The sequence below is a fragment of the Arthrobacter sp. CAN_A1 genome (assembly GCF_015751665.1).
Classification (GTDB): Bacteria; Actinomycetota; Actinomycetes; order Actinomycetales; family Micrococcaceae; genus Arthrobacter_D.
Genome location: NZ_JADOUR010000007.1, coordinates 76,129 through 95,696, shown reverse-complemented (window position 1 = coordinate 95,696; position 19,568 = coordinate 76,129). Strand labels below are relative to the sequence as shown.

Annotated in this window: 17 protein-coding genes and 1 tRNA gene; 12 read left to right on the top strand and 6 right to left on the bottom strand. The window is 64.5% G+C overall.

Annotation, left to right across the window (positions count from 1 at the left end):
• Window positions 1–19 precede the first annotated feature (19 nt).
• From yczE to IWX62_RS10175, 4 genes are all read right to left on the bottom strand, one after another.
• The gene (gene yczE, locus IWX62_RS10190) at window positions 20–652 is read right to left on the bottom strand and encodes a membrane protein YczE (protein WP_196841305.1); all 633 of its coding nucleotides are present in this window, start codon (window positions 650–652) and stop codon (window positions 20–22) included.
• A gap of 11 nt (window positions 653–663) precedes the next feature.
• A complete protein-coding gene (locus IWX62_RS10185; RefSeq protein WP_196841304.1) occupies window positions 664–1,158 on the bottom strand; it encodes a DUF6314 family protein in 495 nt (164 codons plus the stop codon).
• A gap of 16 nt (window positions 1,159–1,174) precedes the next feature.
• Window positions 1,175–1,251 (bottom strand) — tRNA-Arg (locus tag IWX62_RS10180).
• Between the two features lie 18 nt (window positions 1,252–1,269).
• Window positions 1,270–1,908: a hypothetical protein gene (locus tag IWX62_RS10175; RefSeq protein ID WP_196841303.1), complete on the bottom strand. Its 639-nt coding sequence runs from the start codon at window positions 1,906–1,908 to the stop codon at window positions 1,270–1,272.
• Between the two features lie 164 nt (window positions 1,909–2,072).
• Between IWX62_RS10175 and IWX62_RS10170 the strand changes: the two genes are divergently transcribed.
• The 8 genes from IWX62_RS10170 to IWX62_RS10135 all read left to right on the top strand — a co-directional run bounded on the left by IWX62_RS10170 (window position 2,073) and on the right by IWX62_RS10135 (window position 12,533).
• Entirely contained in the window at window positions 2,073–3,617 is a 1,545-nt protein-coding gene (locus IWX62_RS10170) for an alanine/glycine:cation symporter family protein (protein ID WP_333483350.1), read from the top strand.
• 128 nt (window positions 3,618–3,745) lie between these two features.
• Window positions 3,746–6,226, top strand: coding sequence for a DNA helicase PcrA (gene pcrA, locus IWX62_RS10165; protein WP_196841354.1), 2,481 nt, complete (start codon window positions 3,746–3,748; stop codon window positions 6,224–6,226).
• Window positions 6,227–6,369: 143 nt separating this feature from the next.
• Window positions 6,370–7,539: an ADP-forming succinate--CoA ligase subunit beta gene (gene sucC, locus IWX62_RS10160; RefSeq protein ID WP_196841301.1), complete on the top strand. Its 1,170-nt coding sequence runs from the start codon at window positions 6,370–6,372 to the stop codon at window positions 7,537–7,539.
• 59 nt (window positions 7,540–7,598) lie between these two features.
• A complete protein-coding gene (gene sucD, locus IWX62_RS10155; protein WP_196841300.1) occupies window positions 7,599–8,501 on the top strand; it encodes a succinate--CoA ligase subunit alpha in 903 nt (300 codons plus the stop codon).
• A 219-nt stretch (window positions 8,502–8,720) separates the two neighbouring features.
• Window positions 8,721–9,776: a zinc-dependent alcohol dehydrogenase family protein gene (locus IWX62_RS10150; RefSeq protein WP_196841299.1), complete on the top strand. Its 1,056-nt coding sequence runs from the start codon at window positions 8,721–8,723 to the stop codon at window positions 9,774–9,776.
• Window positions 9,777–9,911: 135 nt separating this feature from the next.
• On the top strand, window positions 9,912–10,532 hold the full coding sequence (locus IWX62_RS10145; protein ID WP_196841295.1) for a TetR/AcrR family transcriptional regulator: 621 nt from the start codon (window positions 9,912–9,914) through the stop codon (window positions 10,530–10,532).
• A complete protein-coding gene (locus tag IWX62_RS10140) occupies window positions 10,529–12,091 on the top strand; it encodes an MDR family MFS transporter (RefSeq protein ID WP_196841294.1) in 1,563 nt (520 codons plus the stop codon). The genes IWX62_RS10145 and IWX62_RS10140 overlap by 4 nt, the downstream gene beginning before the upstream one ends.
• Before the next feature lie 4 nt (window positions 12,092–12,095).
• A complete protein-coding gene (locus IWX62_RS10135) occupies window positions 12,096–12,533 on the top strand; it encodes an SRPBCC family protein (RefSeq protein WP_196841292.1) in 438 nt (145 codons plus the stop codon).
• A 21-nt stretch (window positions 12,534–12,554) separates the two neighbouring features.
• Here IWX62_RS10135 and IWX62_RS10130 read toward each other — a convergent pair whose 3' ends face one another.
• Complete coding sequence (locus IWX62_RS10130; protein ID WP_333483349.1) at window positions 12,555–13,652, bottom strand: VIT1/CCC1 transporter family protein; 1,098 nt, start codon at window positions 13,650–13,652, stop codon at window positions 12,555–12,557.
• A gap of 285 nt (window positions 13,653–13,937) precedes the next feature.
• On the opposite strand from IWX62_RS10130, the gene IWX62_RS10125 reads away from it, so the two are divergent.
• From IWX62_RS10125 to IWX62_RS10110, 4 genes are all read left to right on the top strand, one after another.
• Window positions 13,938–14,333, top strand: coding sequence for a YidH family protein (locus IWX62_RS10125; RefSeq protein ID WP_196841289.1), 396 nt, complete (start codon window positions 13,938–13,940; stop codon window positions 14,331–14,333).
• A gap of 9 nt (window positions 14,334–14,342) precedes the next feature.
• Window positions 14,343–14,678, top strand: coding sequence for a DUF202 domain-containing protein (locus IWX62_RS10120; protein WP_196841288.1), 336 nt, complete (start codon window positions 14,343–14,345; stop codon window positions 14,676–14,678).
• An 81-nt stretch (window positions 14,679–14,759) separates the two neighbouring features.
• Window positions 14,760–16,466, top strand: a complete 1,707-nt coding sequence (locus IWX62_RS10115) for a long-chain-fatty-acid--CoA ligase (protein WP_196841286.1) — start codon at window positions 14,760–14,762, stop codon at window positions 16,464–16,466.
• 35 nt (window positions 16,467–16,501) lie between these two features.
• Window positions 16,502–17,743 (top strand): AI-2E family transporter, encoded by a 1,242-nt coding sequence (locus IWX62_RS10110; protein WP_333483348.1) that lies wholly within the window; start codon window positions 16,502–16,504, stop codon window positions 17,741–17,743.
• A gap of 136 nt (window positions 17,744–17,879) precedes the next feature.
• Here IWX62_RS10110 and IWX62_RS10105 read toward each other — a convergent pair whose 3' ends face one another.
• Window positions 17,880–19,412: a sodium:solute symporter gene (locus IWX62_RS10105; RefSeq protein WP_196841285.1), complete on the bottom strand. Its 1,533-nt coding sequence runs from the start codon at window positions 19,410–19,412 to the stop codon at window positions 17,880–17,882.
• Window positions 19,413–19,568 lie beyond the last annotated feature (156 nt).

The window sequence follows — 19,568 nt, the reverse complement described above, 5'->3', positions numbered from 1 at the left end:
ACCGGTAAGGGGACGCCGTTCAGGTGGCGGGGGCGGTGTTGCCTGCCGACCCGCCGCGGGGGCGAGGATCGGGAATGTGGAGCAGCGGTAGTGCTGCATTCACCATCGGGCCGATCAGGAGGGCAAACGCGACGGTTCCGACGCCGACCGTGCCGCCGAGGACCCACCCGATGGTGAGGACCGTCAACTCGATCACCGTCCGCACCTTCCAGATCTTCCAGCCCCACTTCCGGTTGATGCCGGTCATCAGCCCGTCCCGGGGTCCGGGGCCCATCCGTGCCCCGATGTAGAGCCCGGTCGCCAGGGCCAGCAGGGTGAGCCCGCCGGCAAAGAAAAGGATCTGCGCCCACAGCTCGGTGGGTGCCGGGAGTACCGCCAGGCCCACCTCGGCGCTGGGCCCCACCAGGGCAACGTTGAGGACGGTCCCGACGCCCGGCTTCTGTCGGATGGGGATCCACAACAGGAGTACCAGCAGGCCGATGATATTGGTGGCGACGCCGAACGGGAGGCCAGTTTGTAGTGCGGTGCCCTGCCCCAGGACGTCCCACGGCGAGACGCCGATTCCAGCCTTGATCATCATGGCAATGGCGAAGCCATAGCAGAACAGGCCAATCAGCAGTTGAGGCACTCGGCGGACGAACAGATGGGTCATAGGCCCAGACATTACGCGGGTGGACCGCTTCCCCACGACTTGGTTTCGTTCATCCTGCGAAGTCGGGTCTCCAACACCAGGTCCTTCGCCGGTCCGCTGACCCGCCAGGTGTACCGCCAGCTCTCCGCATCCACCAGCACAAAGTGCCCCCGATAGACATCGGGCGCGCACTGATGCACCGGCGAATCCTCCCCGGTGGTGAGGTCGAGGCCGTGGAAGTAGCGGCCATCCGGGAAGAACACCTCAGCCGAAGGCGCAGACCCTGCTGCCCGCCAGAGCAATTCCCGGGTCGCCGGAGCGGGGGAGTACCCAGCCCAGACCAGGGTGCCGCGCTCGCTGTGGAGGAGAGCGCCGTCGTCGTCGGGAGCAAAGGTGGCAATCCCACTGAAGGTGCCTGACAAGCCGGAAGACAGGTCCTGCAGAGTGCGATCCACCGACCAGGAGCCGTCGAGGTAACCGAGAAGTGTTCCGGTGGCGGTGAGGCGATACTGCGCAAAACTGGTCATCAGCCACCCATCGCGTTGGTGCCCCTGGCCGGAATCGAACCGACGACCTTCCCTTTAGGAGAGGGACGCTCTATCCTACTGAGCTACAGAGGCGGGTACAGCGGTATTAGCTTACCTGCTTTCCGGCGAGGCCCCATCCTGGCCGGTCGGCGGTGCCAGGGCCTTGCCGCGCACTCCGGCCGGAAGTAGCACCGCCAACAGGCCCGCAACGCAGGACAATCCGAGGAGTGCCCAGCGCGCTACGGTCAGCGCCGAGGCAAGTGCCACCTGACCGCCGTCGGGCGCCCCAGCGGCCAGCAGCGAATCTATTGCCACGTTCTCCCACAGGTCCACCACGGCGAAGAGCAGCGGCGGCGTCCAGAGGACCCAGCGGAGCCAGCGGCGGTCGACGTTCAGCTGGATCAGCAGGAGCCAGGCGATGCCAAAAATGAGCGGGAACAGGGTGCCTGCGGTTTTGTGGAGGTAGCTCAACTGGCTGAGGGCGTCGTCGTCCATCGCCGCCTGCAGGTCCGCGACGTATCCTGCGCCGTAGCCACCGAACATCATGTCGGGCATGGTCAGCCCGTCGGCGAGCTGACTCATCTGGCCGAGGGAAAGGAGGTGGTAGTACCCGAACAGCAGTACAGCCGTGACCGCGGCGGCGATCAGGACCATGTTTCCGTTGCTGCGGGGAGCAGCCGGCGTCGTCTGAGGGATGCCGGCAGCAGCGGTCCCATGCTTCCTGGCGATCTGTGCTCGGGTCTTGGACATTCCCCAATTATCCCCGCTGAACAGCGTTACAGCATGCATAACTGAGGGTCATCTGTGAAGTACGTTACGTTTTGGCGTCATTTTCGCGTTATGGGCGTCTGTGATTGCAAACACAACGCCTTCTGGGGTTGTTTTATTAGATGGCAATTAACCAAGCTCTACCTATGACCAGCGTTGCGGACGAAGTCGGATGGCTCGCGTCGGTCGAGGACGCGATAGATTCGGTCTTCGCGCCCGTAACCGAGGTGTTCTCCAACATCGTGTTCTTCCCCATCACCATTGGGGACATCAGCTTTCCCGTCGTTGTCGCGTGGCTGATCGCCGCAGGCATCATCTTCACGATCTACTTCGGGTTCGCCCAGTTTCGACACCTTAAGGTCTCCTACGAAGTGGTCAGAGGCCGGTATTCCTCAAAGGACGACCCCGGAGAAGTGCCGCATTTCCAAGCGCTCACCTCCGCGCTGTCCGGCACCGTGGGGCTTGGCAACATCGCCGGTGTTGGCGCTGCCATGGCCCTTGGTGGCCCGGGCGCCACCTTCTGGATGATCCTTGCGGGTCTCCTTGGCATGGCCACCAAGTTCGCTGAATGTACGCTCGGCGTGAAGTACCGCGAGGTCCACGCTGACGGCACCGTCAGCGGTGGCCCTTTCAAGTACCTCCCCATCGCCTTCGAGAAGTTCGGTCGCCTGCCCGCAAAGATCCTGACGGGTATCTTCGCCGTCGCTATCCTCATCTTTGGTGTGGCTGGCGGCAACATGTTCCAGGCCAACCAGACCTTCGCTCAGGTGCAGAACGTGACCGGCGGTGAAGAAGGATTCCTCGGCAGCGCCGGTGCAGCCCTCATCTTCGGTCTCGTCCTCGCGGCGCTGGTAGGCGCAGTGATCCTCGGCGGCATCAAGTCCATCGGCGCGACCACCAGCCGGCTGGTGCCCGCTATGGCAGCCGTGTACATCACAGCTTGCCTCTTCGTCATCATCGTCAACATAGGCAATGTCCCGGCGGCGTTTGCCTCGATTATCGAGGGCGCGTTTGCCCCAGCAGGTATGGCCGGTGGCTTCATCGGCGTCATGATCGTTGGCTTCCAGCGTGCTGCGTTCTCCAACGAGGCGGGCCTCGGCTCCGCAGCGATCGCCCACTCGGCAGTCAAGACCCGGCGCCCAGTCAGCGAAGGCTTCGTGGCGATGTTCGAACCGCTGATCGACACGGTGGTCATCTGTACCATGACCGCACTCACCATCATCATTGCCAGCGCACCGAGCCTGCAGGCAGGTATCGACCAGGTCCAGGGCGGCGGCGACGCCCCCGACGGCGTCATCCTCACCTCGGATGCCTTCGCGACCGTCATCTCCTGGTTCCCGATCGTTCTGGCCATCGCTGTTGCACTCTTCGCCTTCTCGACCCTGATCACGTGGTCCTACTACGGACTCAAGGCCTGGGAATATCTCTTCGGCCGCAGCAAGGTGTCCGAGATTATCTACAAGTGCGTATTCCTCTTCTTCACCGTTGTCGGAACGGTACTGACCTTCACCCAGGTCCTGAACTTCGCCGACGCCGCACTGTTCGTCTGTGCGTTCGTGAACCTGCTCGGCGTCTACCTGCTGCTGCCGGTCATCAAGCGCGAGATGAAGGCCTACCTGGCCGACCGCAAGAGCGGCAAACTGCTGCAGCTCGGTATCGACGCTGACGATATCGAAGAGGCCAAGCCCTAGTCGTTGCTTCCTCCAGCCTCTCGGCGCCCGTCGGTTCTTCTGGAACCGGCGGGCGTCCTGCGTTGGAGCACAAAGCGGCAACACCTGTTTCGTCAGAGCCAGCAACTAGACTTGATGGCACCATGGATATGCTTTTCGACCCACACCTCGGTTCATCTCCCGCCACCTCCAAGGGGCGTACGACGGCGTCCGCGCGGCTCGCCGCCGCCACCGGTTCTGTCGACGCGCCCCATTCCAGTGGTGGTCGGCGGGACGACGCGCGGGCACGCGAACTGCTGGTGGGCCTGAACCCGCAGCAGGAGGAAGCGGTGCGCCACAGCGGATCGCCGCTGCTGATTGTGGCCGGTGCGGGCTCCGGAAAGACCCGGGTCCTCAGCCATCGGATCGCCTACCTCCTGGCCACGGGCCGGGCCCATCACGGCGGAATCCTGGCCATCACCTTTACCAACAAGGCTGCAGCCGAGATGCGTGAACGCATCGAAGCCCTGGTCGGAGATGTTGCCAAACGCATGTGGATCTCCACCTTCCACTCGTCCTGCGTCAGGATTTTGCGGCGCGAGGCGGCATCGGTGGGCCTGAACTCCAACTTCTCGATCTACGATTCAGCCGATACCCTGCGGCTCGTCACCCTGGTGGCCAAGGGGTTGGACCTGGACCCCAAACGGTTCACCCCGAAATCCATCCAGCACAAAATCTCGGCGCTCAAGAATGAGCTGATCGACGAGGAAAGCTACGCCAGCTCAGCCAACTACTCCGACCCGTTCGAGCAGGCGGTTGCCGAGGTCTACAAGGGGTACGCGCAGCGGATGCGCCAGGCCAACGCGATGGACTTCGACGACCTGATCGCCCAGACCGTCTACATGTTCAGGGCCTTCCCCGGTGTGGCTGACTACTACCGCCGCCGGTTCCGGCACGTCCTGGTGGACGAGTACCAGGACACCAACCACGCCCAGTACGCCCTGGTGCGGGAGATCGTCGGAATCACCCAGGATCCCAGCGAGGACGGCGACACTATTCCGCTCGCCGAGCTCACCGTGGTGGGCGACTCGGACCAGTCCATCTACGCGTTCCGCGGAGCCGACGTCCGGAACATCGTCGAATTCGAGAATGACTACCCCAACGCCCGGACCATCCTGCTCGAACAGAACTACCGGTCCACCCAGACCATCCTCAGCGCCGCCAACGCGGTGATCTCCCGCAACCCCGACCGCCCCGACAAGAAGCTGTGGACCGCCGAGGGTGACGGCGAGCCGATCGTGGGCTATGTGGGGGAGAACGAGCACGAGGAAGCCCGGTTTATCGCCGAGGAAATCGACCGGCTGCAGGATGAGGACGGGCTCCTCCCCGGCGACGTGGCGATCTTCTACCGCACCAACGCCCAGTCCCGCTCCATCGAGGAAATCCTGATGCGCGTGGGCCTTCCCTACAAGGTGGTGGGCGGCACCCGGTTCTACGAGCGCAAGGAAATCAAGGACGCCCTCGCCTACCTGCGGGTGCTCGTCAACCAGGACGACGTCGTCAACCTCCGCCGGATCCTCAACGAACCCAAGCGGGGGATCGGCGACCGCGCCGAATACGCCGTCGCGGCACTCGCCGAACGGGAACGGATGTCCTTCATGGCGGCCCTCCGCCGGGCGGACGAGGCGCCGGGACTGGCCACCCGGTCGATGAACGCGGTCAACGGGTTCGTGAAACTCATCGACGACCTCGCCGAGGTGGCCGACGGGTCGGGTGCCTCAGCAGCACTCGAAGCGGTGCTGGAACAGACCGGCTACCTGGCGCAGCTGCGGCTAAGCAACGATCCGCAGGACGAGTCGCGGGTGGAGAACCTTGCGGAACTGGTGGCGGTGGTCCGCGAGTACGAACAGGACAACCCCGAAGGAACGCTGGGAGACTTCCTGGAGCAGGTCTCCCTGGTGGCCGACGCCGACCAGATTCCCGACGCTCCCGAAGGTTCTGCCGCCGAGGTGGAACAGGCGGTGGCCGAGGCGAAACGTTTGGGCGTGGTCACCCTGATGACCCTGCACACCGCGAAGGGGCTCGAATTTCCCGTGGTGTTCCTGACCGGCATGGAGCAGGGCATCTTCCCGCACCAGCGCTCGGCCACCGACCCGAAGGAACTGGCCGAGGAGCGCCGGCTCGCCTATGTGGGGCTGACCCGCGCCCGGAAACGGCTCTACATCACCCGGTCCGAGGTCCGCAGCATGTGGGGCCAGAGCCAATACAACCCGGCGTCGCAGTTTGTCGGAGAAGTACCCAGCGAACTCATCACCTGGAAACGTGAGGGCGCCTCCGGGCCGATGTGGGGTGGTGGTGGCGCCATCGGTGGGGGCAACAAATTCAGTGGATCCTACTGGGGTGCCGGCGCCGCGAGCGACGACACCGGGCGCGGGTTGCCCACCCGGTCCGCCTCCGTCGTCGGGCGGGTCCAGCCCCAGAAGGAAGTCCTGTCAGTGGCTGTGGGGGACAGCGTCAACCACACCAGCTTCGGCAACGGGACAGTCCTGGCCGTCGAGGGGAATGGGGACAAGACGGTCGCGAAGGTGTCGTTCGACGTCGGGGAGAAGCGCCTGCTGCTGCGGTACGCGCCGCTCACGAAGACGGGTTAGTTCCCTAGCTCATCACCTGACTTTTCTACAAACCATAGAAGTGTGCCCTTGGTCACTAAACCGGTAGTCTGTGAGAGGCGCTGAACGCCAAGGGACTAAAGTTCCCTGTGTAAACCTACTTCGACGTAGAAGGACACTGGCCTGTGGATCTGTTCGAATATCAGGCGCGCGATCTTTTTGAGGCACACGGAGTACCCGTGCTCGCCGGCATCGTGGCGCATACCCCCGAGGAAGCAAAGGCGGCAGCCGAGAAGATTGGCGGCGTCGTCGTCGTCAAGGCTCAAGTCAAAGTTGGTGGCCGCGGCAAGGCGGGCGGCGTCAAAGTCGCGAAGACCCCTGACGAGGCGTTCAAGTATGCCTCTGACATCCTGGGCATGGACATCAAGGGCCACACCGTCCACAAGGTGATGATCGCGCAGGGCGCTGACATCGCCGAGGAGTACTACTTCTCGGTACTGCTGGACCGGTCCAACCGCAACTATCTGGCCATGTGCTCGGTTGAAGGTGGCGTGGAGATTGAGCAGCTGGCCGTCGAGCGCCCCGAGGCGCTCGCCCGCATTGCCGTGGACCCCGCCGTCGGCATCGACCAGGCGAAGGCCCGCGAAATTGTCGAGACGGCAGGGTTCGCCCCCGAGCTGCACGACGGTGTGATCAACGCGATCATCAAGCTGTGGGACGTCTTCGTCAAGGAAGACGCCACCCTGGTGGAGGTCAACCCGCTGGTGAAGACCGGAAACGGCGACATCATTGCCCTCGACGGCAAGGTCACCATCGACGAGAACGCAGGATTCCGTCAGGCAGGCCACGCGGCCCTGGAGGATCAGGATGAAGCCGATCCCCTCGAGGCCAAAGCTAAGGCCAACGACCTCAACTACGTCAAGCTCGACGGCGAAGTGGGAATCATCGGCAACGGTGCCGGTCTGGTCATGTCGACGCTCGACGTCGTTGCCTACGCCGGCGAAGCGCACGGCAACGTGCGGCCCGCCAACTTCCTGGACATCGGCGGTGGAGCCTCAGCGGCCGTCATGGCCGCAGGACTCGACGTCATCCTGAACGATCCCCAGGTCAAGAGTGTGTTCGTGAACGTCTTCGGTGGCATCACTGCGTGTGACGCCGTCGCCAACGGCATTGTTGAGGCGCTCCAAATCCTCGGTGACAAGGAAAACAAGCCACTGGTAGTCCGCCTCGACGGCAACAACGTTGAAGAAGGCCGCCGCATCCTCGCCGAGGCAAACCACCCGATGGTCACCCTCGCCGACACCATGGATGAAGGCGCCGACAAGGCTGCCGAACTGGCTTACGCCGCCCGCTGATCGAGCCTGCACTTCCCGGCTAACGAACCTGCCGGGTCCAAAGGATTAAGGAATAACGTATGTCAATCTTTCTCAACAAAGACTCCAAGGTCATTGTGCAGGGCATCACCGGCGGCGAAGGCACCAAGCACACCGCTCTGATGCTCGCCGCTGGTACCCAGGTGGTCGGTGGAGTCAACGCCCGCAAGGCTGGCACCACAGTCACCCACGGCGACGTCACCCTGCCGGTCTTCGGCAAGGTCAGCGAAGCCATGACGGAAACCGGCGCCGACGTCTCCATCGTGTTCGTGCCCCCAGCCTTCACCAAGGATGCAGTCGTTGAGGCGATCGAGGCCGGCATCGGGCTCGTCGTCATCATCACCGAAGGCGTCCCCGTGCAGGATTCGGCCGAGTTCTGGGCACTTGCCCAGTCCAAGGTCGATGCCGACGGCAACCAGGTCACCCGGATTATCGGACCCAACTGCCCCGGTATCATCACACCGGGCGAGTCCCTGGTCGGCATCACCCCGGCGAACATCACCGGCAAGGGTGGCGTGGGCCTCGTCTCCAAGTCGGGCACCCTGACCTACCAGATGATGTTCGAGCTGCGCGATCTGGGCTTCTCGACCGCCATCGGCATCGGCGGTGACCCCATCGTGGGGACCACCCACATCGACGCACTCGCTGCGTTCGAGGCGGACCCCGAAACGAAGGCCATCGTCATGATCGGCGAAATCGGGGGCGACGCTGAAGAGCGTGCCGCCGAGTTCATCAAGGCCAACGTCACCAAGCCCGTTGTCGGCTACGTGGCAGGCTTCACCGCTCCCGAGGGCAAGACCATGGGCCACGCCGGCGCCATCGTCTCCGGCTCCGCCGGAACGGCGCAGGCCAAGAAGGAAGCCCTCGAGGCTGCCGGGGTCAAGGTGGGCAAGACGCCATCCGAGACCGCCACGCTGCTCCGCGAAGTGTACGCGGGACTGTAATTCTTTGACTGAAGGGCCCCGGCAGCTGGATTTTCCAGCCGCCGGGGCCCTTTTTGTCTGCTCCGCGCACACCTGCCCGCTGGGAGAGGGGAACCGTCGGGCATAGACCTCCATGCTCACCGGGGAGCCAGTCTTGGTGGGCAGCTGTGCCGGAATCCGCGCCGAGATGGCCGCGTTAGGCTAACTGAACACCCACACCCACCAGTTCGAGGAGTATGCATGCGTGCCACCATCATTCACGGTCCCGGCGACATCAAGGTTGAGGACCGCAACTATCCCACGATCAAGCGCCCGACCGACGCCATCGTGAAGGTCACTGCCTCTTGTGTTTGCGGCTCGGATCTCTGGCCGTACCGCGGGATCAGCAAGAACCGCGGCACCCGGGCGATCGGGCACGAATTTGTGGGCGTGGTCGAGGAGATCGGCCCCGAGGTGAAAGACCTGGCCGTCGGCGACTTCGTCATCGCGCCGTTCGTGGACAGCTGCGGCGCGTGCCCCCAGTGCCTCAACGGCGTGACCGTGGCCTGTGACCACCTCACCTCCTGGGGCGGCGACGACGAGTTCGGCCACTACGTTGAGGGAGCCCAGGGCGAAGCGGTTCGGGTACCGCAGGCCGACGGCACCCTGCGTCGGGTCGACGGCGTCACCCATCCGGATAAGGAACTGACGGCGAGCCTGCTGACCCTCTCGGATGTGATGTCCACCGGGCACCATGCGGCGGTCAGTGCGCAGGTCGGCCCCGGCCGCACCGTGGTGGTGGTCGGTGACGGCGCCGTCGGGCTCTGCGGTGTGCTTGCCGCGAAGCGCCTCGGTGCCGAGCGCATCATCGCCATGTCCCGGCACGAGGACCGGCAGGCGCTGGCCCGCGAGTTCGGTGCCACCGACATTGTTGCCGAGCGTGGCGACGTCGGCGTGGCGAAGGTCCGTGAACTGTTGGGGGGAGTGCTGGCCGACTCGGTGCTTGAATGCGTGGGCACCAAGGAATCGATGGAACAGGCCCTGGCCAGCACCCGGCCCGGCGGGAACCTCGGATTCGTCGGTGTTCCAACCGGCGGGGCTGAACTCCCCATCGGGCTGTTGTTCTCGAAGAACATCACCGTGGGCGGCGGTATGGCGCCGGCTCACACCTATATTCCGGAACTGCTGGCGGACGTGCTCGCCGGAAAGATCAACCCGGGCAAGGTATTCGACGTCGAGATGCACCTTGAGGAGGCAGCCGAAGCCTACAAGGCCATGGACGAGCGCCGTGCCATCAAGGTGCTCCTGAAGCCCTAGCTTCGTCAGTGAACGCGTCGGCAACTGTGGTGCACACAGGGGTCGGCGCGTTCGGCGTTTAACCCCACATCGCCAAAAGTGCAGGGCCGCAATTTTGCAGTTGTGTAAAACCTTGTCGAATGTGACAATAGTTCGGTGAGTCAACTACTTTCCCTGCGGGACCGAAAACGAACCGAGACCTGGGCTGCGCTGCATGAGGCCGCCGCCCGGCTCACCCTTGAGAACGGCCCGGACAGGGTCACCACCGAGGCGATCGCCGCCCAAGCCAACGTTTCGGCCCGCACTTTTTTCAATTATTTCGGCACCAAAGAGGACGCCATCCTCGGCCTGCAGGATCCTTCGATCGACGACGCCTGGCTGGCGGACTTCAAGGTCGATGCCAATCTCCTCGAGCAGGTCTCCCGGCTGCTCGTTTATGTGGTGCACTCCACCGAGGGCGGCGACGGCGAGAGTCTCCGGATGGAAGTGGTGCAGCAGTTCCCCCAGCTTCGCCAGCGCCGTTTCGCTTACTTCCTGAAAGTGGAGCAGCTGGTCCGCGATGTGGTCACCGCGGGCATCACCGACTCGGCCAAATGGGCCGACGTCGCTCACCAGCACCGGGCTGAAGACATTTCCCGCATGATCGTGCTGATCGCCGGAGCACCCATGCGCTACGCGATGCAGGAATCTGCACACGCCCCCACCCTTGATAACCAGTTCGCGGCCCTCACCACCGCCAACGCACTCCTCAGAGAGGTCCTCCCGGAAATCCAATGAGTACCACTACCAAAACCACCCCCGCTGCCGTCGTCGAGAAACCCACCGGCATGCTCCTGCTGTTCATCGGGCTGATGCTCTCCATGCTGCTGGCCGCTCTCAGCCAGATGATCCTCAGCACGGCGCTGCCCACCATCGTCGGGGAACTCCACGGCGTCGACCAGATGCTCTGGGTGATCACCGCCTACATCCTCACCGCCACCATCGTGATGCCGATCTACGGCAAACTCGGTGACCTGATGGGCCGCAAGAACCTGCTGCTCATCGCGGTCAGCATCTTCATGATCGGTTCAGTCGTGGGCGGCCTCGCTCCTGACATGGCGTGGCTTATCACCGGCCGTGCCATCCAGGGTCTTGGCGGCGGCGGGCTGATGATCCTGTCCCAGGCCATCATTGCCGACGTCGTCCCCGCCCGGGAACGCGGCAAATACATGGGTGTGATGGGCGGCGTGTTTGCCTTCGCGTCAGTGGCCGGCCCCCTGCTGGGCGGCTTCTTCACCGAAGGCCCCGGCTGGCGTTGGATGTTCTGGATCAACATGCCGCTCGGCGTCCTTGCGCTCCTGGTAGTGGCCTTCTTCCTGCACCTGCCGAGCCGCAAGATCAACACTTCACGGCTCGACGTCGGCGGCATGATGCTGCTCGCCATCGCCACCACCTCCGTGGTGCTGGTTGGAACGTGGGGCGGAACCCAGTACGACTGGACCTCCTCGGTCATCCTCGGCCTGATCGCTGCCACCCTCGTCAGCAGTGCCGCCTTCGTCATGGTGGAGCGCCGCGCCGCCGAGCCGATCCTCCCGATGCACCTCTTCCGCGAACGCAACTTCAACCTCACCACCGCCGGTGGGCTGCTGATCGGTGTCACAATGTTCGGCGCCATCGGCTACATGCCCACCTACCTCCAGATGGTCACTGGGGCCAGCGCCACCAACGCGGGTCTGCTGATGATCCCGATGATGGGTGCACTCTTGCTGACCTCCACCGGATCGGGCATCGTCGTCAGCCGGACCGGCCGCTACAAGTGGATGCCGATCGTCGGGGCCCTGATGGTCGCCGTCGCGCTCTTCCTGCTATCCACCATCCAGCCTGCCACCGCCCTGTGGATCATCTGCACCTACATCGGGTTGCTCGGTGCCGGTCTGGGTCTGAGCATGCAGATCCTCGTGCTGATCGTCCAGAACACGTTTCCCAACCGCATGGTGGGGACGGCCACCGCCTCCAACAACTACTTCCGCCAGATCGGTGCCACCCTGGGCTCGGCCATCGTGGGCAGCCTCTTCACCGCCAGGGTTGCCGACCTGCTGGTGGAACGCCTTCCCGCTGGTATGACTACGGAGGGCGGTGCGAACTCACTGACCCCGCAGATCGTCGCCACCCTGCCCGACGTCGCCAGGAACGCGGTGATCGAGTCCTACAACGATGCCCTCACGCCCTTGTTCCTGTACCTGGCGCCGCTCGGAGTGATCGCCGCGGTGCTGCTGTACTTCGTCAAGGAGACGCCCCTTGCGACGACGATCGCGGCGGACCCTGAGCTGGCCACCCAGGGTGACAAGGCAGAATAGACTCATGAGCCCCTACCTGATCACCCGTGAACGATTCATCAACGCCCCAGCCAGTGACATCTTCGAGGTCCTTGCGACCCCGGCGCTGCACAGCGTCATTGACGGGTCCGACACCGTCCAGGGGGAACAGCCGGGCGGCCCGAAGCGTCTGTTCGAGGGCGCCAAGTTCGGGATGGACATGCGCCTCGGGGCGAAGTACAAGATTCTCAACAAGGTGACCGAGTTCGAGGAGGGGCGCCGGATCACCTGGCGCCACTTCACGCAGGCCACCTGGAGCTACACCCTCGAGCCTCGTGACGGCGGCACCCTGGTGACCGAGCAGTGGGATGCCCGCTCGGTCACCGGGCGCATCGTCCTGCGGCCGATGGGATTCCTCCGCAAGAACCCGGTCGCCATGGAGAAGACCCTGGTGAAGCTGGATGAGTACGTTACCAAAGTCTGACCTCCGGGCGACCGGACGCGGTCAGAGGAGCCCGACGCCGAACACCAGCCCCAACAGGTAGGTGGCGCCGGCTGCTCCTAGGCCGATCGCGACCTGCCGCAGCGCCAGCTTCAGTGGTGAGGCGCCCGAGAGGAGTCCGACGACGGCGCCGGTCCCCAGCAGTGCCAAACCGACCAGCACACAGGCCAGGATCACGGCGGGCGGCCCGCTGAGACCCACCAGGTACGGCAGAATCGGGATCACAGCGCCGGACGCAAAGAAACAGAAGCTGGAGGCCGCCGCCCCCAGTCCGGTGCCGACGTGCTCGTGCTCATCCCAGTCGCCAGCGGTCTCCGGCTGGAGGGAAAGGCTTGGATCGCAGTCGCAGTCGAGTAGGCCCAGCCGTTCCGAGGCGCGGTGTTCGGCGGCTTCCCGGGACATGCCCCGCGCCCGGTACACCAGCACCAGCTCGTTGGCGTCAATGTCGAGTTCCTTGGCGGCGGTCAGGGTGATCTGGGTGGGCCGCGACGCAGCCAGCAGCTCACGCTGCGACCGCACTGACACGTACTCGCCGGCGCCCATGGACAGGGCCCCGGCCAGCAGGCCGGCAATGCCGCTGAACAGCACGAACCCGGTGGAGACTCCGGTGGCGCCGACGCCCAGCACCAGGGCCAGGTTGCTGACCAGTCCATCGTTGGCCCCGAAGACCGCTGCCCTGAAGTTGCCGGAGAGCCTGTTGCGGCCCCTGGTCGCCAGGCCACGGATGACCTCTTCATGGATCTGCTCGTCGGCGGCCATCGCGTCAGTCGCGGTCGGATCCGAAGCGTAGGGGGATCTGCTCTCAGCCCGTTGGGCCAGGGCCAGCACAAACACGCTGCCAAAACGCCGGGCAAGGAAGCCGAGCACCAGGTTGCGGAGGGAAGGGCGGGCGGGCTTTCCGGCGTCGGAGCCCAAGAGGGACAGCCAGTGTGCCTCGTGCCGGCCTTCGGCTTTGGCCAGGGCGAGCAGGATTTCGCGTTCCTCACCCTCGCGGCGGCTGGCCAGATAGCGGTAGGTCGCCGCCTCAGCGCGTTCGTCCGCGAGGTACTGCCGCCAGCGGCGGATATCGGCGGGTGCGGGGTTGTCTTGCCGTTGTGTCACGTGGGTCTCCTGGTCTATAGCGACCAGTGCCGTGACGGGGCTCCGGCCGTCGTTAAAGCGGCCGAAGGTCTCGTTCGCCGGTGGCATTCACCGGTGGACTGCCGGGCCATCGTCATCGATGGCCAGTGTGTCGACAGGCCGCTGCCCAGTTCCCTTGTGTGCCGGGTGCTGGGCGGGAGCTACTCCCCTTCTCAGGGTCAATCCTATCCCGGGCGCGTTCCGGTGCGGGACCACCCCTCCACCCCTCCAAGCTGGGGTGGGTGGGGTGCTGGCTAAGATGAGGGGATGGCCGTACCTCCTGATCAATCCCCGCGCCGGGTGTCCCTGACACAGCGGCTCCTGGGCAGCGGCACTGATCCGGACCCCCGGTTCACCCTGGCCAATGAGCGGACCTTCCTCGCCTGGATCAGGACGTCGCTGGCGCTGCTGGCCGGCGGGATCGCCGTTGAGGCGTTCGCCGCCGACCTGTTTGACCCTGTAGTCCGCAAAGCCATCGCAATCCTCCTGCTGCTCCTGGCCATGGTGATCGCCGGAGCGGCGTGTTTCAGGTGGCTATCGGTTGAGCGGGCGATGCGCCACGGATCGCCCCTCCCGCTGCCGCTTCTTGCCCCGCTCCTGGCTCTGGGTGCGACGGCGGTGGCCGCCGTCGTCGTCATTGTCGTCGCCATCCGACCGGCCTGACGGCTTCCGATGAACCGCGTGCCACCCGTTGACCCTGGGCTTCAGCCCGAACGCACCTCGCTGGCCTGGGCCCGCACGCTGCTGGCGCTGGTGATCTGTGGTGTGCTCTTTGTGCGCTGGGTCCCTCAATACGGGTGGTTTGCGCTGCTCCTCATCACCGCGTTGCTGGGGGCCGCACTTGGGATCTATGTAAGCCAACGGATCCGTTACCGCCGCAGCCTGAAGGGGATGCGCAGCGGTGTCCTCACCGCGGATGTGGCAACAGTTCTTGTGACCTCGGCCGTGGTGATCGCGGTGGGGGCCGCAGGAATATGCGGCGTCCTGTTCCAGCCACTTCATGAGTGAGACGTACTCTGGTGTGCACGGGGTCAGGGCTGGCCCGCCAATCAGGATAGAGTTCAACAGGCTTAGACAGGAAGTAGACTGATGACTTTTGAGACCGTTGCCCCCTGGGTGCGTAACTACAGCCCGGGAGTGCCTGCCGCAGTCGCCATCCCGGATGGTTCCCTCGTCACCCTCGTCGAGGAATCAGCGCAGCTGTACGGCAAGAAGGTTGCCCTCGAGTTCTTCGGCGCCGAAACCACCTACCGCGAGCTCGGCGACGCGATCCAGCGGGCCGCCGAGGGGCTGCGCCGGCTCGGGGTGGTGGCGGGCGACCGGGTGGCACTGGTGCTGCCCAACTGCCCGCAGCACGTAGTGGCCTTCTATGCTGTGTTGCGGCTCGGCGCCATCGTGGTGGAACACAATCCCCTCTACACCGACCGGGAACTGCGGCACCAGTTCGAAGACCACGGGGCACGGCTGGCGATCGTCTGGGACAAGGCAGCACAGCGGGTGCAGGACCTCCCCGCCGACGTCCCCGTGACAGCCCTGGTGACAGTCGATCTGACCCGGGCGATGCCCTTCTCGAAACGTGCCGCGTTGCGGCTCCCGCTCCGGAAAGCGCGGACGGCCCGGGCGGCGTTGACCACCAGTGCGAAGCTGACCGGTAGCCGAAGTGTCACCCCCTGGGACTCTCTGGTGGGGCACAAACCGCTGGCAGCCGCCCACCCCGGTCCGGTGGCCACCGACGTCGCCGCCCTGCAGTACACCAGCGGCACCACCGGCCATCCGAAGGGGGCAATCCTCACGCACCGGAATCTGTTGGTCAATGCTGCTCAGGGGCGGGCCTGGGTGCCGGGCCTGGACGACGGCAAGGAGGTCATCTACGCTGTCCTGCCGATGTTCCATGCCTATGGGCTTACGCTCTGCCTGACCTTCGCGATGAGCATCGGTGCGCGGCTGGTGCTGTTCCCGAAGTTTGATGAAGACCTGGTGCTGGATGCGGCGAAGGCTCATCCGCCCACGTTCCTCCCCGCTGTCCCGCCGATCTACGAGCGGCTTGCGAAACGGGCTGTGGAGCGCGATGTCAGCCTGAAGACTGTTCGCTTCGCGATTTCCGGTGCGATGAACCTGCCGCCCGCAACGATCGAACTGTGGGAATCGGTGACCGGCGGCTACCTGGTGGAGGGATACGGGCTCACCGAGACGTCGCCGATCTCCCTCGGCAATCCCATTGGTCCCAGCCGTAAACCGGGAACCGTGGGGGTACCGTTCCCCAATACCGAAATCCGTGTAGTCGATCCAGAGGATTCGAGCCAGGACCGCGAGCACGGCGACGCCGGAGAACTGCTGATCCGCGGACCCCAGGTATTCAAGGGGTACTGGCGCAACGACGAGGACACGCGCGCCGTCCTCAGCAACGACGGCTGGTTCAAGACCGGGGACATCGTCCGGGTCGACGCCGACTGGTTCGTCACCATCGTGGACCGGATCAAAGAGCTGATTGTGACCGGCGGGTTCAATGTCGCCCCCACCGAGGTGGAGGAAGCACTGATGACCCACGACAGCGTCGCCGACGTCGCGGTGGTCGGCATGCCGCTGGCCGGCGGAGGCGAAGAGGTGGTCGCCGCCGTCGTCGTCCGTGACGGACACCCGTTCAGCGGGGACGCCCTGAAGGCGTACTGCCGGGGCACGCTGGCTGCCTACAAAATACCGCGCCGTATTGTTGAGGTAGACGAACTGCCGAGGTCACTCATCGGCAAGGTGCTGCGGCGCCAGGTTCGAGACCAATTGATTGCCGGCGACAGCTGAGCTGCGCCATTACAGGGAGCAAGGAGACACGGACCGTGTTAAACATTTTCAGGCGCACCAAGGAGGCGCCTCGCGGGGACGATCGCCGCGAGGAAGCAGCCGGCGTCGACACCCCCCAGCAGATGGGGAGCCCCTGGAAGGACTCGCTGGGGCGTAGCAGCACCCGCGCCGCGCAGGTTCTGCTGATCCTGGTCCTTGCCGTAGTGGTAATTTTTGGTTTAATCCAGGTGCGTCTGGTGGTCATTCCCCTGCTCATTGCTCTTATCCTCGCCGCGGCAATTGGCCCGCTGGTGAACTGGCTGCGACGGAAGGGATGGCCAAGCTCGCTCGCTACAGCGTTCTCGTTTCTGCTCCTGCTAGGTGTGCTGGGTGGCCTGGTGACCGGTATTGTGTTTGCCGTCCGAAGCCAGGCGAGTGAACTGGTGGAAAGCGCATCCGCTGGATTCGACGAACTCTATGAGCTGATTCGCAATGGTCCCATTCCGATCGACGAGCAGCAGATCACCGAAGCCCAGACCGCGCTGACCGAGTTTGCGACCAGCAGTACGGTGGGTGCGGGTGCCGTATCGGGGCTAACCGCAGCCGGAGAGTTCCTGACCGGGGCGGCCCTGATGGTGGTCATCCTGTTCTTCTTCCTGAAAGACGGCGACAAGATTTTTGCCTTCGCACTCCGCGGCTTCAAAGGTGAGCGCCTCGTCAAAGCCCGCCGTGTCGGCACGCACGGACTCGAGGTGCTGGGCGGTTATGTGCGTGGAACAGCGATCGTTGCGCTCGTTGACTCGTTCTTCATCGGTCTGGCGCTCTTCGTTCTGGGCGTACCACTGGCACTGCCACTGGCAGCTATCGTCTTCATCGGTGCTTTCATCCCGCTCGTGGGTGCAACCGCAGCTGGCATTCTCGCGGCGCTGGTTGCCCTCGTCGCCAACGGCCCGACGACGGCGCTGATCGTCGTCGTCGTCGTGATCGCGGTCAACCAGATTGAGGGCAACTTCCTGCAGCCGGTGGTGATGGGCCGGTCGCTCAGCGTGCATGCCCTGGTGATCCTGGTCGCCTTGACGGCCGGCACCATCCTGGCGGGCATCGTGGGAGCCATCCTGTCGGTGCCTCTCGCCGCGGTGACCTGGAGCGCCATCAAGTCCTGGACCGGTGAAGAGGATGGCCCGATTACTCACGCGGACATCAAGCAGGCCGAACTGGACACCAAGGCCGACGCCGTCGGCCGCGGTCGCAGCAGCAGGCCCGGCAAGCGGATCGGCGCCTCAATAGCCAAGCCGTAGCCCCCGGGGAGGCTCAGCACAAAGGCCGGCGGCCCCTGGATGATCCAGGGGCCGCCGGCCTTTTCTGTAACTAACCCGCACCGGGCAGGCCCCCGGGGCGGGGCAAACCCCCTAGGGGGTTTGGTGTCTCCGGGGATCAGTGCCTGACTGAGGTGGCCGGCACCGCGACGTCGTCGTCGGCCTGGCCCGCTACCCGGCGCTCCCACGCGGCCATGACGGCCGGGTCAGTTCGCTGGGTGAGGAACGAAACGATCACAAACACTGCGGCCGAGGCGCCGAGGCCGTAGTAGATCGGCTCATTGGCGTAGATGCCGTCGTACTGGTTCTCGGCGTTGACCTCAAGGTAGATCATGGTGCCTAGTGTGAAGACGGTGCCGGCAGCCATCGACGCTGCGGCGGCGATGCCGGTGGCACGCTTCCAAACGAGGCCGCCCAGGATGGCGATCAGGAGACCGCCGACCAGGATGGCATAGGCGATGGTGAGGGCCGCGACCACGTCCTGGACGATCACGGCCAACGCGATCGTCACCAGACCCAGTCCCAGCACCCACCGGCGGTTGGCTGCCACATCGTGCTCGGGGTTCTCGGCGTCGCCCTCGGTGGAGGTATCGATAGTTGTCTGCCCGCCGCGGCCGAACCAGCTGCTGACGAAGGGAACGACGTCGGCCCGCGCCACGGTGGCGGCAGCGATCAGCGATCCGGAGGCGGTGGACATCATGGCGGCCACGGCGGCGGCAAGGACCAGCCCGCCAATACCAATGGGCAGAACGTTGATGGCAATATCCGCGTAGACGTCGTCCTGGGACTCAATGTTGGGCAGGATGACGCTGGCGGACATGCCGATGACCGCACCCGCCACACCGTAGAGGATGCAGTACACGCCGGCTGTCACGCCGCCCCAGCGGGCGACCGTGGGGGTCTTGGCGGTGAACACGCGCTGCCAGATGTCCTGGCCGATGAGCAGGCCCAGGGTGTAGACCACGAAGTAGGTGATGATGCTCTGGAGGCCGATGCCGGTGATGCTGAAGAACTCGTCACCCGCACGCTCGGAGATGCCGTCGAAACCGCCGGCGTTGATGAGAGCGAACGGGAGCATCAGCGCAAACACGCCGACGGTCTTGATGATGAATTGCGCCATGTCGGCGAGGGTAATGGACCACATGCCGCCAATGGTCGAGTAGATCAGGACAATTGCGCCGCCGACGGCGATGGACGCCGCCCGATCCCAGCCAAACAGCACCACGAAGATGGTGGCGTAGGCACCGGTCGAAGTGGCGCAAAGCATCAGGGTATAGGCCAGCATGACAATGCCGGAGGCCTTGGTGGCCTCGGCGCCGTAGCGCAGGGTCAGCATCTGGGACACCGTGTAGATCTTCAGCTTCTGCAGGGTGGGCGCAAACAGCAGGCTGAGCAGCAGCACGCCGACGCCGATGGCGACCACCAGCCACATGCCGGAGATGCCGTAGGTGTACCCGAGGCCGACACCGCCGACTGTTGAAGCCCCACCGAGGACGACTGCCGCCATGGTGCCGGTATAGAGGAGTGGTCCGAGGCGCCTACCCGCCACCAGATAGTCGCTGGTGTTCTTGGTGCGGGATTTGCCCCACCAGCCGAAGGCCAGCATGCCCACGAGGTAGATCACCACAATCGCTATGTTGATGAATTCCATGGTGCTCCTGAATGAGTGGATGGTAGGAAGAAAGTAACCTATAGAAAACTTATGTTTCGCTATAGGCTAGTTGTGATTTTCCTAACACGTCAAGTAGCCGTCCGGGAGGTCTGCCGGGGAATCCTCGGTATGCTCAAAGTCGATGTCCGCCCGGGG